Raw genomic sequence first — 14,158 nt, 5'->3', positions numbered from 1 at the left:
CTCACTTCGGTTTGTATACTCGATTTTTAAAGGCTAGGACCAACAATTTCACCGCAACTATACGGTTGGCAACATTCTAATACAATTGATGTAACAAAATATGCTACACAGAACAGATTTTTAACCATTTTTCTATAAAAAATCATAACAAGTGCACACATCATCGTATAGAAATTGACTTTGCTTCCGAACCAAAGTAAAAAATTGGCACACAAACATCCTGGACGGATTAAATAATAAACAAAGGAGATTGTTATGGCAGATAAGAAAGCGACCCTTCATATTGAAGGTCAAGCGCCAATCGAGCTGCCGATTATGGAAGGTTCTATCGGACCAGAAGTAGTCGATGTTCGTAAGCTTGGAGCGAATGGTTACTTTACATTTGACCCAGGTTTTCTTGCCACTGCATCCTGTGAATCTCAAATCACTTATATCGACGGCGGCAAAGGTGTTTTACTGCACCGTGGCTTCCCTATCGATCAGTTAGCTAACAATGCAGACTACCTAGAAGTATGCTACATCCTTCTTGTTGGCGAAGCCCCATCACGTGAAGAATATGAAGAGTTCAAGCAAATTGTTACTCGTCACACTATGGTTCACGAGCAAATCGCGAGTTTCTTCCACGGTTTCCGTCGCGACGCTCACCCAATGGCCGTTATGTGTGGTGTAGTTGGTGCACTTGCAGCCTTCTATCATGATTCCCTCGATATCAACAATGACTCACACCGTGAAATTGCGGCTTACCGCCTAATTTCTAAGATGCCAACCCTTGCAGCTATGTGCTACAAGTATTCTATCGGTCAACCATTCATCTACCCACGCAACGACCTAACGTATGCGGAGAACTTCCTACACATGATGTTCGCAAACCCTTGCGAAGAGTACGAAGTAAACCCTATCGTTGCGCGTGCAATGGACAAGATCTTTACACTACACGCAGACCACGAGCAAAATGCGTCAACGTCAACGGTACGTCTAGCAGGTTCATCTGGCGCTAACCCATTTGCATGTATTGCAGCGGGTATCGCGTCTCTATGGGGGCCTGCACACGGCGGTGCTAACGAAGCGTGTTTGCGTATGCTTGAAGAGATTGGCTCTGTAGACAAGATCCCTGAGTTCATCGAACGAGCGAAGGACAAAGATGATCCATTCCGCCTAATGGGCTTTGGTCACCGTGTTTACAAGAACTACGACCCACGCGCAACAGTTATGCGTGAAGCATGTCACGATGTACTGAAAGAGCTTAACATTCAAGATCCACTACTGGATGTTGCGATGGAGCTTGAGCGCATTGCGCTATCAGACGAGTATTTCGTTGAGAAGAAACTGTATCCAAACGTAGACTTCTACTCAGGTATCATCCTTAAAGCGATTGGTATCCCAGTGTCTATGTTCACCGTTATCTTTGCTATGTCTCGCACTGTTGGTTGGATTGCTCACTGGAACGAAATGCACAGCGATCCAGACAACCGCATCGGTCGCCCACGTCAGCTTTACACTGGTGAATCAATGCGTGACTTCAAACCGCTTCACGAGCGCGAATAACGATAAACACAACATCACAACTCAAAAGAGCAGCCTAGGCTGCTCTTTTTATTTCATTGGTGGTTTTATACCGGATTGTCGATATCTTTAAACTCAACGTCCAAACCATGTTCGCTTGCCAGCCACTCACCCAGCGCTTTGATGCCGTAGCGCTCAGTCGCATGATGACCGGCCGCAAAGTAGTGGATACCCATTTCACGTGCAGTGTACGTCGTACGCTCAGAAATCTCCCCTGAAATGAAGGCATCTAACCCCTTTGACGCTGCTAGTTCAATGTAATCCTGTCCACCACCGGTACACCAACCTACCGTTTCAATCGGCTTGTCAGCCAACTCTGGTGCGATGTGCAGAGGTTCACGATTTAGGGCTTTTGCAATCTTAGTCGCAAACTTAGCACCAGAGATAGGTTTTGCCAGTTTACCAAACATAGCAACAGACTGTGGGTGACCTTCTAGGCCATCGATGACCTCAATATCAAGCAACTGTGCTAATTTAGCGTTGTTACCTAGCTCAGGGTGGATATCAAGCGGCAGGTGATAACCAAACAAGTTCACATCGTTTTTAATGAGAGTGCGAATACGCTTGCCCTTCATGCCACGAATTGGCTCTGGCTCTCCTTTCCAGAAATAGCCATGGTGAACTAATATGGCATCCGCTCCGACACTTACTGCGTAATCAATAAGCGCTTGTGATGCCGTGACTCCGGTAATTACTTTTTTGATATCAGTCGCACCTTCAACTTGAAGCCCATTTGGGCTGTAATCTTTAATCAGTTGCGGTGAGAGTTTTTCATTGAGGATAGCTTCAAGCTTTAGGTTATTCATGGCACTTCCTGAGCAAATTCTTGATTTCCGTGGTTATAGCAATTTACTCTAGCAATGTCGAAAGGAAAACGTAAAGAATACGCTATGCAAACCATCAGGGACTTTATTACCTGGATAAACGAAAGCCAGAGCCTCGTCACGGGACATTCGAGCGTGGCTGGGGGTTTCCCTAAGGTATCCCCTCAATCAAACTCTCAGGACGATTCTGAGCACCAAGGCAACCCTAGGCTTGGGTTTCTTTATCAGGAGCTGTGCCGACGTTTATTTGAGCAAAGTAACAGCCACAGCGTCTTTGCTGAAGAGATACAACTGCAGCAAGATGGTCGTACCTTGGGTGCTATCGACTTTCTTATTAAAAAACCAGACCAGCAACAACTCGAGCACTGGGAGGTAGCGATTAAGTTCTATTTGCTAAAAGATGGGCTTTGGTATGGACCGAATGCAAAGGATAGACTAGACAAAAAATTGAGCCGCATGCTCGAGCATCAACTAAAGATGTCTGATACCCCTGCGTTCAAAGCTCAGTTCCCTAATATTGCCAGCCCTTCTCAACACCTATTGATGCAAGGGCGGTTGTATATCAACCCGTTTGACCCAGAAAAGACGCCAACTCGCTGCTTAGAACTTGATATCAATCCACAGCGCGTTACTGGCCATTGGTGCTACCAATCTCAATTTCATCTTATCGATGAACCGATATACCGATTAGAAAAACCGCTTTGGGCAACAGGAAATCCGCGACGCGCAGAGTACGATTCAGTGTCGGCGCTACCCAAGCACTTTATCCATTGCCAAGCCAAAAGCGGCCAATTCTGGTTTGTCGTCCCTGATGACTGGCCGCAAAGCAGTATGTAACCGAACGCTGGCGGTTACTGAGCCAAAACGAACTCCGCCAGCATTGGATTATGATCTGATGCATCACTCTCTGGCGTGCTCATCGTCTCCAACGTCATGCCTCGATAAAATATATGGTCGAGAGGGAGTCCGGTGACAAAACGTTTTCGATGATCCGGAGTAAATTTGACCTCTTGGATCTGATAGTCTTTGAGTGCTTGTTTAAGTACTGCCATTCGCGACTCGCTCCAGCTGTTAAAGTCGCCAGCAATGAGCAGTGGCCCTGAGTGAGACTCAAGAACTTGCTTAAATGACTCGAGCTGCTGCTTGTACTCTTGTGTGCCAATGGTAAAGTTCACTGAATGAAGGTTCAGCGCAATCAGGGTCTGCCCATTAGAGAGCGCATATTCCGCGTAGAGACCCGATTTAGGCAGTTGTAACCATGGCTCAACCTGAAGGTTTGCACACGCGACCTTTGGCATGGTTCGACTCAAATTCAGAACACCACTTGAAACATCAAAAGCTTTGAAGGCGCTGACTTGGTTACTGCCCCAATCAGAACGCTGAAGCCAATCGAGGAACTGATCATCCAGGCTTGCCTCTTGAAGTAGTACCAACTGCCTGTCTTGAGAGCGCTCTGTTAGCTCGGAGAGAAGGTTCTCCCTGTTTTGTTTGTAAACATTCCAAACCAATACATTGAGTCGTCCCTCATCATCGAGCGCCTGAGGCGTTGGATTGTGATAACACTTTAATTCAGTATCAACCTGATTGCCGCGAACAGTTGTGATCTCGGGAGTGTCAGACACAGTAAACACGACCTGAAAGCCGCCTACCGCCATAAAAACTGCGGCTAATACGCCAACTAAAATCCACTTCAACTTCATCGCTCACCCCAAAAGTAAAAAAGGAGTAGTTGCCTACTCCTTTTAATGTTAGTGCTACTCGCGGTTTAGATCGCGTCTTCGTCTTCTTCGCCGGTACGAATACGAACAACACGCTCGATGTCAGTGATAAAAATCTTGCCATCACCAATTTTACCCGTTTGTGCCGTTTCAATAATGGTTTCTACGCATTGATCCGCAACATCGCTAGCCACCACGATTTCTAGCTTCACTTTTGGCAAGAAATCAACCATGTATTCTGCACCGCGATACAACTCAGTGTGGCCTTTTTGACGACCAAAACCTTTCACTTCAGAAACCGTCATCCCTGTGATGCCAACTTCTGCCAATGCTTCACGCACATCATCAAGCTTGAATGGTTTGATAATCGCTTCAATCTTTTTCATGTTCTTCCCTTACATCACTTTTGTTAACGACATTATCTGGTAGGTCGCGATAACAATCAACGAAAACAAAAAGCTCGAAGGCCAGCTTCGAGCTTTTTATCAAAGTTATTTGCAACACGTTGTTTTGTTACGCTTACATCATGCTAGAACCATCTAGGTGTCATTCAGAACACTCTATTTAAGGCTTGCGTAGTATGCCGCTAGGTTAGCAATGTCTTCGTCGCTAAGCATTGATGCCTGTGCTTGCATTACTGCCGCTAGGCCACCGTTACGCTGCTTGCTTTTGTATGCATTAATAGAGGTAACCAAATACTGCTCGTTTTGACCTTTAAGGTTTGGATACCCAGGGATCACTGCGATGCCATCTGCGCCATGACACGCGGCACACACTGCTGCTTTTGCTTTACCCGCTGCAACATCGCCTGCGACTGCTGCACCGCTCATCAAACCCGCTGCTACCAATGCGCTAATCATCAACTTTTTCATTGCTTTTCCTTGTGATACGTCCATATTTGCTCGGAACCAGCCCACACTACTCTGGTTTGTACCGCTTCCTAGCGTTTATTATAGTTACGATTGTGACATGAAAAAGGGTCACTTGTCCCATACGAGTTCACAATCTGAGCCGTAAAAGTCCTTGTCTACAAATAAGTTAGCCACGGCAACCACTTTGTCACCCATCATCAGAATAGGTGTTCGGCGGCGTTGCCAACTTGGGATTTGATACTCTTGAAATAGCTTCTTGAGCTTACGTGACCCCGCTCTGCCATGAGGATGCGCAGACAAACCTTCTGGTTCAAACATGACCACCATCGGCTCTGTCAGAGCTGCGCGGTTCAGCGTCATCAAGCTGTTTTTTTCACTACTGTTACCTAACGTTAGCTCGCCTAACCTATCGGGCAATAGCACGGGAGTTTCAATCGTTAGTGACTTGCTCCACTGAGTGACATCTTCCTGTGGTGCTACCCAGTAAAGGTGGGATTTGAATCGGCGAATGCTACCTGAGGCCAGAACCAAATTTGGATTTGCATCGGGTTTAGCCAAGGCGACATCATTCCAAAGCTGCTGCAATTGAATCTCGCTTGGCAGCGCTGACGTTTGCGCTTCAAGCCACATGCGCAGTAGTTGATCTCGTTTCAGTGGAGAGCTGCGACTTAAGGTATCTATCTCAACCCCTTGAAACGAATTTAAACAAGCCTCTAGCTCGGGCTTAAGTAACTCCGCCAAAAGCTGCTCTTGCTTCGCACACAATCGAGCACTGCGACGAACCGCTTTGTTAAAGCTAGGCCAGCGCTTATTAATGACAGGCACCACTTTGTGGCGCAAGAAATTGCGGTCAAAGCGGGTATCTTGGTTACTGTCATCTTCAAGCCAAGTTAACTGCTGAGTATGTGCAAAATGCTCGATGTCGCTTCGGGACACATCAAGAAGTGGCCTCAAAAGCTTCCCTGACGCAAAAGGGGCTGACAGAGCCATTGAGGATAGCCCCTTGGGCCCGCTACCTCGCTTAAGAGCCAGAAGAAAAGTTTCAGTTTGATCGTCAAGGTGCTGGCCGGTCAGTAAAACATCGTCCGTATTAACGTGGGATGCTAGGACTTGGTAACGAGCATCACGTGCCAATTGCTCAATGCTGTCGCCGCTCTCTAGGTCAAGAGATACATACTCTGCGACGAAGGGGATTTGCTCTGCTTTAGCCCATAATTCACACTGTTCTAGCCATTGATCCGCGTACTGGCTCAAACCATGATGAACATGCACAGCAAGCAACTCTAGATCAGGATGCTGAGCGCGATAAAGCGCCGCTAGATGCAGCAAAACGCGGGAATCCACCCCGCCACTGAATCCGATAACAACACGACCGCCATCTGGCAGGTGGCACCGCAGGGTATCAATAAAGTGCTGCGCTAATGACATAGACAATTTCCCAAAAGACAAAAAATAAGGCGAGCATCATGCTCGCCTTATTATATAAACCAAATCGGCTTAGCAGTAGCCGTAACTCATCAAACGTTGATAACGACGCTCTAGTAAGTTGTCTTCTTCAAGCTGCTCTAGCTCTTCTAGCTGACGAAGTAGCGTTGCCTTCATGTTCGCTGCCATTTGAATCGTATCACGATGCGCGCCGCCAAGTGGCTCTTCAATGATTTCATCGATAAGCTCTAGCTCTTTAAGACGCGGAGCAATCAAGCCCATCGCTTCTGCAGCTTGTGGGGCTTTGTCTGAATCGCGCCATAGAATAGAGGCACAGCCTTCAGGTGAAATTACTGAGTAGGTAGAATATTGAAGCATGTTCACGTAATCACCCACACCAATAGCCAATGCGCCACCAGAGCCGCCTTCACCAACAACGTTACAAATAACCGGCACTTTCAGGCCTGCCATCACTTTCAGGTTCATCGCAATCGCTTCAGATTGACCGCGCTCTTCTGCGCCAACACCTGGGTAGGCACCCGCAGTGTCGATAAAGGTGATAATTGGCATGTTAAAACGCTCAGCCATACGCATCAAACGCAGTGCTTTACGGTAGCCTTCTGGTTTAGGCATACCGAAGTTACGCTTAACTTTCTCTTTAGTCTCACGGCCTTTTTGATGACCAATGATCATCACAGGACGGCCTTCAAGACGAGCCATACCGCCAACAATCGCTTTGTCGTCAGCAAATGCACGGTCACCCGCCAGCTCATCAAACTCAGTAAATACGTGCTCTACATAGTCCAACGTATATGGGCGTTGTGGGTGGCGAGCAAGCTGCGCAACCTGCCATGCACCAAGGTCACTAAAGATTTTCTTTTTAAGCTCTAAGCTTTTCTTCTCTAGTTGTTCAATTTCTTTATCTAAGTCAATTGCACTGTCACCACCATGACGAGACACGTCACGCAGGGCTTCAATTTTTGCTTCTAGTTCGGCAATTGGCTTTTCAAATTCAAGAAAGTTCAAGCTCATCTATGAATCCTTTTCGATTCCGCTCAGGCACCGATGTGTGCCCAAGCTCAATTAGTTAAATTCGAGTTCTACCTGGTCTTTACCAAGTAACTGCTGTAATTCTTCCAGTAACGCATCGTTGGGCGTTACTCGCCACTGTGTTCCTAACGTGAGCTTCGCTCTTGCATCTGCACGTTGGTAGTAAATATTAACAGGTACTGTGCCATCTTTGTGAGGCGTTAATATTTCTGTGAAGCGTTGGTAAAAACGCTCATCGATCTGTTGCTCTAGCAACGAAATGGACAACCCTCGAGTAAATTTCTCTCGAGCGCTACCAAGATCTAAAACTTCGCGGGCGGACATTTTAAGCCCACCATTGAAGTCATCAAAGCTGACCTGTCCAGAAACGACCACTATTTTATCTTTTTCTAACAATTCAGCATATTTATCTAGTGCATCTGAGAACAACATCACTTCCATACGACCACTGCGATCATCGAGTGTCATGATACCGATACGCGTACCGCGCTTTGTGGTCATGACACGAGCGGCAATGACAAGGCCAGCCACGGTCAATGACTGATCACGACGTGTCGGAGTGGCATCCTTTAATCGACAACTGGTGTATTTAGTAAGTTCCTTCAGATAGGCGTTTATTGGGTGCCCGGTCAAATAAAGCCCCAAGGTTTCGCGCTCACCTTCAAGCCATACCTTCTCTGGCCACGCAGGTACTTGGGTGTACTTGTGTTCCACTTCCTCAGGCGCATCCGTCAATACGCCGAACATATCACCTTGTCCAAACGCTTCAGCTTGGTGATGTTGACTCGCCGCCTTCACTGCGTCATTAAGCGACGCCATTAACGCCGCTCGATGAGGTCCGAGCTTATCTAGTGCACCAGCCATGATCAACTTCTCAATGACGCGCTTATTGACCTTTTTCAGGTCGATTCGGGCACAGAAATCGAACAGGTCGCGGAAGTAACCATCTTTATTTCTTGCTTCAATGATGGCATCAATTGGGCCTTCACCCACCCCTTTGATTGCGCCGATACCATAAACAATGGCACCTTCATCGTTAACATTAAATCGGAATAAACCGGCGTTAATATCTGGCGGTAACACCTTGAGTTTCATGCGGAAACATTCATCGACAAGGCCGACGACTTTCTCGGTGTTATCCATATCTGCGGTCATAACCGCCGCCATAAACTCTGCTGGGTAGTGTTTCTTTAGCCACAGTGTTTGGTACGACACCAATGCATAAGCGGCTGAGTGCGATTTGTTAAAGCCATAACCTGCGAACTTTTCTACCAAGTCGAAGATCTTCATCGCCAATTCGCCATCGACGCCATTGTTAATTGCACCTTCTTCGAATACAGCACGCTGCTTGGCCATCTCTTCTGGCTTTTTCTTACCCATCGCACGACGCAGCATGTCTGCACCACCTAGCGTATAACCCGCTAGGATCTGGGCGATTTGCATGACCTGCTCTTGGTAAAGAATGATGCCATAAGTTGGCTCTAGCGTTTCTTTCAGTGTTTCGTGTTGCCACGTCTCATCTGGATAGGAAACCGCTTCTCGCCCGTGCTTACGGTCGATAAAGTTATCTACCATGCCGGATTGCAATGGTCCAGGACGGAACAGTGCTACCAATGCGATGATATCTTCAAAACAGTCTGGCTGAAGACGTTTGATAAGCTCTTTCATACCACGTGATTCCAACTGGAATACCGCCGTGGTTTCTGAATTTTGCAGTAGCTGGAATGACGGCTGATCATCAAGAGGAATCGATTCGATACGAACCGGCTCTTTGCCCTCTTTTTCCAGACGTGGGTTAATCAGCCCTAACGCCCAGTCGATAATGGTTAGGGTTCTTAGACCTAAGAAGTCGAATTTAACTAGGCCGGCCGTTTCTACGTCGTTTTTATCAAACTGCGTGACAGGGAAATGACCTTCAGAGTCCGCATAGATCGGCGCAAAATCGGTGATAGTAGTTGGCGATATAACAACACCACCAGCGTGTTTACCGGCGTTACGAGTACAACCTTCAAGGATGCGACACATGTCGATGAGGTCGCGAACCTCTTCATCAGCGTCATACAATTGAGGCAGCGCAGGCTCGACGTCAAACGCTTTTTGCAGCGTCATGCCCGGGTCAGCAGGGATCAGTTTGGAAATACGATCCACAAAGCCAAATGGATGCCCAAGTACACGACCTACGTCTCGAATTACTGCTTTCGCCGCCATGGTACCAAAGGTAATGATCTGCGATACCGCGTCTCGGCCATACATTTCTGCCACGTGATCAATCACTTGGTCACGTTTATCCATACAGAAGTCAACATCGAAGTCGGGCATGGAGACACGTTCAGGGTTCAGAAAGCGCTCGAAAAGCAAGTCGTATTCAAGAGGATCAAGGTCAGTGATTTTAAGCGCGTATGCCACCAGCGAACCCGCACCCGAACCACGCCCAGGACCTACAGGTATTTCATTGTCTTTTGACCACTGGATGAACTCCATTACGATCAAGAAGTAGCCAGGGAAGCCCATCTGGTTTATAACATCGAGTTCAATCTGTAATCGCTCGTCGTACTCAGGTCTGCGCTCAAGTCGTACTTGCTCATCAGGGAATAGGAACTCCAAACGCTCTTCTAGGCCTTCTCTCGACTTCATCACCAGGAAGTCGGTCTCTTTCATACCTTCTGTTGGGAAAGCAGGTAGGAAGTACTCACCTAGTCTGACAGTCACGTTACAGCGCTTAGCGATTTCCACTGAGTTTTGCAACGCTTCTGGAATATCGGCAAATAGCTGGCACATTTCCTCTTCACTGCGCAGGTATTGCTGTTCGCTGTAACGCTTAGGACGTCTAGGATCATCGAGCGTATAGCCATCATGAATGGCCACGCGGATCTCATGGGCATCGAACAGCTCTTTATCAACGAACACCACTTCGTTGGTCGCTACGACTGGAAGTTCTAACTCTTCCGCCAAGTCGACGGCAAAATGCAGATAGCTCTCTTCATCGGCACGTCCGGTGCGAATAAGCTCAAGGTAAAAGCGGTCAGGAAAATGCGTTTGATAAAAAGCCGCACACTGTTTGGCTAAGCTTTGATTACCTTTAAGTAATGCTTTGCCCACCTCACCGTCTTTTGCGCCTGAAAGGATGATCAGGCCTTCCGACAGCTCAGCTAGCCAAGCCTTATCAATAACAGGTTGATGTTGAACATGACCCCTAAGATATGCCTTGGAGATCAGTAACGTTAGGTTGTTGTAACCTGTGTTGTCAGAAGCAAGCACTGTGAGGCTAGTTAGCTCTTCGCCAAACTCATCCGATTGCACCGAAAAGTCAGCCCCAATCAGCGGCTTAATGCCTGCTGAGTGAGCATTGCCATAGAACTTTACTAGGCCACATAGGTTGGTGAAATCGGTCAATGCCATCGCTGGCATGCCCAACTCAGCCACCTTCTTCACAAGTGGTGGTACCTTAGACAGGCCGTCCACCATTGAGAAGTCACTGTGAACACGTAAGTGTATAAACTTGGGGTCTGACATAATGAATCCTAAATCGTCATGACATCCTAACGGCTACACAGAGCCATTAGTGCTTAATTTGTTTTACTCTTAAATACCTAGTCTTCAATACCTAGGGCGCGCTTTACTGGTTTGAAGCTTTTACGATGCTGGGCAATGACGCCGTGCTGCTCAATGGCCTCAAAATGCGCTTTAGTTGGATAGCCTTTGTGCTTAGCGAACCCAAACTCAGGGTGCTGAGCATCAAGTTCGTCCATTTCTTGATCGCGAACCACTTTAGCAATAATGGAAGCGGCACTAATCTCAGCAACACGAAGGTCACCTTTGACCACGGCTTGTGCATCCATTGGAAGCTCTGGCGTTCGGTTACCGTCAATCAACACCATATCAGGCTGAACCTTAAGCCCTGCAACCGCGCGCTGCATCGCCACCATGGTCGCTTGTAGGATATTGAGCTCATCAATTTCTTCAGGAGAACAACGCCCTACCGCCCACGCGAGCGCCTTTTCTTTAATTTCAGGATACAGCGCGAGGCGTTTTTTCTCAGACAGTTTTTTCGAGTCGTTAAGGCCTTCAATCGGATTATTCGGTTCTAGGATAACCGCTGCAGTGACGACGTCTCCAACCAATGGTCCGCGACCCACTTCATCCACACCTGCAATAGCGGTATAGCCTTGCGGGTATTCAAAAGAAGGCAGTTCTATAGGCGTTTTTTTCTTGGTCATAATCTATCTATCAATTTTAGTACGGCGTCTGCGGCCTGTTTATCGGCACCTTTACGGATCCAATGATGCATTTCGGTGAACTTTTCAATCATATCGTGATTTTCACCATTGAGCAGGCGCGTCAGCTCGGCATGTAAGTTTTCTGGGGTACACGCATCTAAGAGGAACTCTTTGACTATCTCATCATCGGCCAAAATATTTGGCAACGAAACGTATTTCGTCTTCACCAAACGCTTTGCCAAAAATGCCGTGATAGCATTCATCTTGTACCCGACAACCATAGGCCTTTTAAGTAGCATACATTCTAACGCTACAGTGCCTGAGGCCAAAAGCACGGCATCGGATGCTGTGATCACGTTGCGTGCTGTATCTTGCACAATATGAAAGTCTAGCTCTGGCGCATAATGCTGCCATGCTTCGATAAACTGCTGCTTGCGCTTATCATTCACAGCTGCGACCACAAACCCTAAACTCGGGTCGTCGTTATTGAGCTTCTTACATGTTTCAATAAATGGCTGGGAGAGCATCTTCAGCTCGTTACCACGACTGCCTGGCAGTACCGCAAGCCATTTCTTATCTTGATCTAGCCCTAACAACTGCTGCGCAGCGGCTTTGTCTGACTCCAAGGGGATCGCATCAGCGAGCGTATGTCCTACAAACTCGCACGGCACATTGAATTTGTCGTAGAAGGCTTTTTCGAATGGTAGAAACGCCAGTACCAAATTGGTCGCTTCAGCGATGCCATGAATACGTTTTTGACGCCAAGCCCACACGGAAGGGCTCACGTAATGGACGGTTTTGGTGCCCGCTTTTTTTAGGTCTAGCTCAAGCCTTAAGTTGAAATCCGGCGCATCAATGCCGACAAACACATCCACAGGATTTTCGGTAAAGTATTTCACCAACTCAGCTTTGACGTGCAGCAAGCGCCTCAGTCGACCCAATACTTCAACCAGCCCCATAACGGCGAGCTCTTCCATATCGAACAGAGACTGACAACCCTCGGCAATCATCTTTGGACCACCAACGCCAACAAACTCAGCATCAGGGTAGCGCACTTTGAGCGCCTTGATGAAGCCCTCACCAAGCGTATCCCCCGAGAGTTCGCCAGCGACAATGCCGATGCGTAATGGTCGTTCCATTGGTGTTCCCTACTTGCTTAAATTTATGGTTTTCTTAAAACAGAAAAAGACCGCCAGTCAGACTGGCGATCTTTTCAGCTTAGTCGTGCGCGGATCTAGCGAATAATGCCACGCTCAGAGGCTTCCAAGATCTCAACAAAGCGACCCACAGAGCTCCATTCTTGCGCCATTTCTTCAAGTACTGGCTTCACTTCTGCAAGTGTCTTTCCTGAACGATAGATCTCTTTGTACGCTTTTTGTAGCGCACGCAGCTCTGGCTTCTCAAAACCGTTACGCTTAAGGCCTACTAGGTTAAGACCAAATGGCGTGGCGTGGTTACCCTGAGCCAGTACGTAAGGAGGTACGTCTTGAACAACCGCAGAGCAGCCGCCCACATAAGCGTAAGCGCCAACCGTACAGAACGGGTGAATCGCAGACAAGGCCATGACTCCAGCGTAATCACCCACAGTCACGTGGCCACCAAGGATGGCGTTGTTACCAATGTGAGTGTGATTACCAACAATCACATCATGGGCAATGTGAGCATTCACACACAACAGGTTGTCATTACCAACCACGGTCTGTGTTTTGTCTTGAGTGGTCCCGCGATGGATTTGTACACTCTCACGAATGACGTTGCGATCACCGACGATAACTCGCGTATCTTCACCGCCATACTTTTTATCTTGGTTCTCTTCGCCAATAATCGCTTGAGGGAATACACGATTATCATTACCAATCGTTGTGTGACCTTTGATCACAACATGCGACATGATTTCGTTGTTTTCACCAATGGTGACGTCACCCGAAATGTAGGTAAATGGCCCTACAGTGGTATTAGCACCGATAGTGACGTTACCTTCAATAACGGCACTAGGGTGAATAGTGGCAGACTCATGAATCATATTAAAACTCTCTACGAGCACATTTCAGTTCAGCTGAACAAACGATTTCACCGTCAACTTTTGCTACACCGTTGAAGGCAGCAATACCGCGACGCTCTTTTACAAATTCAACTTCAATAACAAGCTGATCACCTGGTACAACAGGCTTACGGAATTTCGCCTTATCAACACTTGCGAAGTAGTACAGTTCATTATCCTTCGGTGCACCAAACGATTTAAATGCCAATAGGCCTGTCGCTTGTGCCATTGCTTCTAGGATCAATACGCCTGGGAATACTGGCAACTGTGGGAAATGACCCGTAAATTGCGGCTCATTCACAGAAACGTTCTTGATAGCGGTCAGATACTTTTCTTCTTGATAATCGGTCACACGGTCGATAAGCAGAAACGGGTAGCGATGTGGCAGTAGTTCCTGGATCTCAGTGATGTTCATAGTTTTAGTATCGGTGCTCAAAGTAAAAATCCT

Annotated in this window: 13 protein-coding genes; 2 read left to right on the top strand and 11 right to left on the bottom strand. The window is 47.4% G+C overall.

Going from position 1 to position 14,158, the window contains the following annotated elements:
- Window positions 1–255 precede the first annotated feature (255 nt).
- The gene (locus PG915_RS04370) at window positions 256–1,545 is read left to right on the top strand and encodes a citrate synthase (RefSeq protein WP_353498020.1); all 1,290 of its coding nucleotides are present in this window, start codon (window positions 256–258) and stop codon (window positions 1,543–1,545) included.
- 65 nt (window positions 1,546–1,610) lie between these two features.
- On the opposite strand, the gene PG915_RS04365 is transcribed toward PG915_RS04370, so the two are convergent.
- Window positions 1,611–2,369, bottom strand: coding sequence for a Nif3-like dinuclear metal center hexameric protein (locus PG915_RS04365; RefSeq protein WP_353498019.1), 759 nt, complete (start codon window positions 2,367–2,369; stop codon window positions 1,611–1,613).
- 84 nt (window positions 2,370–2,453) lie between these two features.
- Here PG915_RS04365 and PG915_RS04360 point away from each other — a divergent pair, with 84 nt between their 5' ends.
- Window positions 2,454–3,224 (top strand): DUF1853 family protein, encoded by a 771-nt coding sequence (locus PG915_RS04360; RefSeq protein WP_353498018.1) that lies wholly within the window; start codon window positions 2,454–2,456, stop codon window positions 3,222–3,224.
- A 14-nt stretch (window positions 3,225–3,238) separates the two neighbouring features.
- Here PG915_RS04360 and PG915_RS04355 read toward each other — a convergent pair whose 3' ends face one another.
- From PG915_RS04355 to fabZ, 10 genes are all read right to left on the bottom strand, one after another.
- Window positions 3,239–4,087 (bottom strand): endonuclease/exonuclease/phosphatase family protein, encoded by an 849-nt coding sequence (locus PG915_RS04355; RefSeq protein WP_353498017.1) that lies wholly within the window; start codon window positions 4,085–4,087, stop codon window positions 3,239–3,241.
- A 65-nt stretch (window positions 4,088–4,152) separates the two neighbouring features.
- Window positions 4,153–4,491 carry a nitrogen regulatory protein P-II gene (gene glnB / locus PG915_RS04350; protein ID WP_042500895.1) on the bottom strand — a complete coding sequence of 113 codons (339 nt, stop codon included), beginning with the start codon at window positions 4,489–4,491 and terminating at the stop codon, window positions 4,153–4,155.
- 174 nt (window positions 4,492–4,665) lie between these two features.
- Window positions 4,666–4,977, bottom strand: coding sequence for a c-type cytochrome (locus tag PG915_RS04345; protein WP_353498016.1), 312 nt, complete (start codon window positions 4,975–4,977; stop codon window positions 4,666–4,668).
- Between the two features lie 108 nt (window positions 4,978–5,085).
- Complete coding sequence (tilS, locus tag PG915_RS04340) at window positions 5,086–6,405, bottom strand: tRNA lysidine(34) synthetase TilS (protein ID WP_353498015.1); 1,320 nt, start codon at window positions 6,403–6,405, stop codon at window positions 5,086–5,088.
- A 69-nt stretch (window positions 6,406–6,474) separates the two neighbouring features.
- Window positions 6,475–7,434 carry an acetyl-CoA carboxylase carboxyl transferase subunit alpha gene (gene accA, locus PG915_RS04335; protein ID WP_353498014.1) on the bottom strand — a complete coding sequence of 320 codons (960 nt, stop codon included), beginning with the start codon at window positions 7,432–7,434 and terminating at the stop codon, window positions 6,475–6,477.
- A gap of 51 nt (window positions 7,435–7,485) precedes the next feature.
- Window positions 7,486–10,965: a DNA polymerase III subunit alpha gene (gene dnaE / locus PG915_RS04330; RefSeq protein WP_353498013.1), complete on the bottom strand. Its 3,480-nt coding sequence runs from the start codon at window positions 10,963–10,965 to the stop codon at window positions 7,486–7,488.
- Window positions 10,966–11,042: 77 nt separating this feature from the next.
- The gene (rnhB, locus tag PG915_RS04325; RefSeq protein ID WP_353498012.1) at window positions 11,043–11,669 is read right to left on the bottom strand and encodes a ribonuclease HII; all 627 of its coding nucleotides are present in this window, start codon (window positions 11,667–11,669) and stop codon (window positions 11,043–11,045) included.
- Window positions 11,666–12,808 (bottom strand): lipid-A-disaccharide synthase, encoded by a 1,143-nt coding sequence (lpxB, locus tag PG915_RS04320; protein WP_353498011.1) that lies wholly within the window; start codon window positions 12,806–12,808, stop codon window positions 11,666–11,668. Before lpxB ends, rnhB begins: the two co-directional genes overlap by 4 nt.
- A gap of 95 nt (window positions 12,809–12,903) precedes the next feature.
- A complete protein-coding gene (lpxA, locus tag PG915_RS04315; RefSeq protein ID WP_353498010.1) occupies window positions 12,904–13,692 on the bottom strand; it encodes an acyl-ACP--UDP-N-acetylglucosamine O-acyltransferase in 789 nt (262 codons plus the stop codon).
- 1 nt (window position 13,693) lies between these two features.
- Window positions 13,694–14,125 (bottom strand): 3-hydroxyacyl-ACP dehydratase FabZ, encoded by a 432-nt coding sequence (gene fabZ / locus PG915_RS04310; RefSeq protein WP_418642295.1) that lies wholly within the window; start codon window positions 14,123–14,125, stop codon window positions 13,694–13,696.
- Window positions 14,126–14,158: the final 33 nt, after the last annotated feature.

This window comes from Vibrio sp. CB1-14 (genome assembly GCF_040412085.2).
Taxonomy (GTDB): domain Bacteria; phylum Pseudomonadota; class Gammaproteobacteria; order Enterobacterales; family Vibrionaceae; genus Vibrio; species Vibrio chaetopteri.
This window is presented reverse-complemented; position numbering and strand designations above follow the sequence as displayed.

Coding starts and splice junctions, on each gene's coding strand:
- PG915_RS04370 (WP_353498020.1), top strand. CDS start 256: ATGGCAGATAAGAAAGCGACCCTTCATATTGAAGGTCAAGCGCCAATC.
- PG915_RS04365 (WP_353498019.1), bottom strand. CDS start 2,369: ATGAATAACCTAAAGCTTGAAGCTATCCTCAATGAAAAACTCTCACCG.
- PG915_RS04360 (WP_353498018.1), top strand. CDS start 2,454: ATGCAAACCATCAGGGACTTTATTACCTGGATAAACGAAAGCCAGAGC.
- PG915_RS04355 (WP_353498017.1), bottom strand. CDS start 4,087: ATGAAGTTGAAGTGGATTTTAGTTGGCGTATTAGCCGCAGTTTTTATG.
- glnB (WP_042500895.1), bottom strand. CDS start 4,491: ATGAAAAAGATTGAAGCGATTATCAAACCATTCAAGCTTGATGATGTG.
- PG915_RS04345 (WP_353498016.1), bottom strand. CDS start 4,977: ATGAAAAAGTTGATGATTAGCGCATTGGTAGCAGCGGGTTTGATGAGC.
- tilS (WP_353498015.1), bottom strand. CDS start 6,405: ATGTCATTAGCGCAGCACTTTATTGATACCCTGCGGTGCCACCTGCCA.
- accA (WP_353498014.1), bottom strand. CDS start 7,434: ATGAGCTTGAACTTTCTTGAATTTGAAAAGCCAATTGCCGAACTAGAA.
- dnaE (WP_353498013.1), bottom strand. CDS start 10,965: ATGTCAGACCCCAAGTTTATACACTTACGTGTTCACAGTGACTTCTCA.
- rnhB (WP_353498012.1), bottom strand. CDS start 11,669: ATGACCAAGAAAAAAACGCCTATAGAACTGCCTTCTTTTGAATACCCG.
- lpxB (WP_353498011.1), bottom strand. CDS start 12,808: ATGGAACGACCATTACGCATCGGCATTGTCGCTGGCGAACTCTCGGGG.
- lpxA (WP_353498010.1), bottom strand. CDS start 13,692: ATGATTCATGAGTCTGCCACTATTCACCCTAGTGCCGTTATTGAAGGT.
- fabZ (WP_418642295.1), bottom strand. CDS start 14,125: ATGAACATCACTGAGATCCAGGAACTACTGCCACATCGCTACCCGTTT.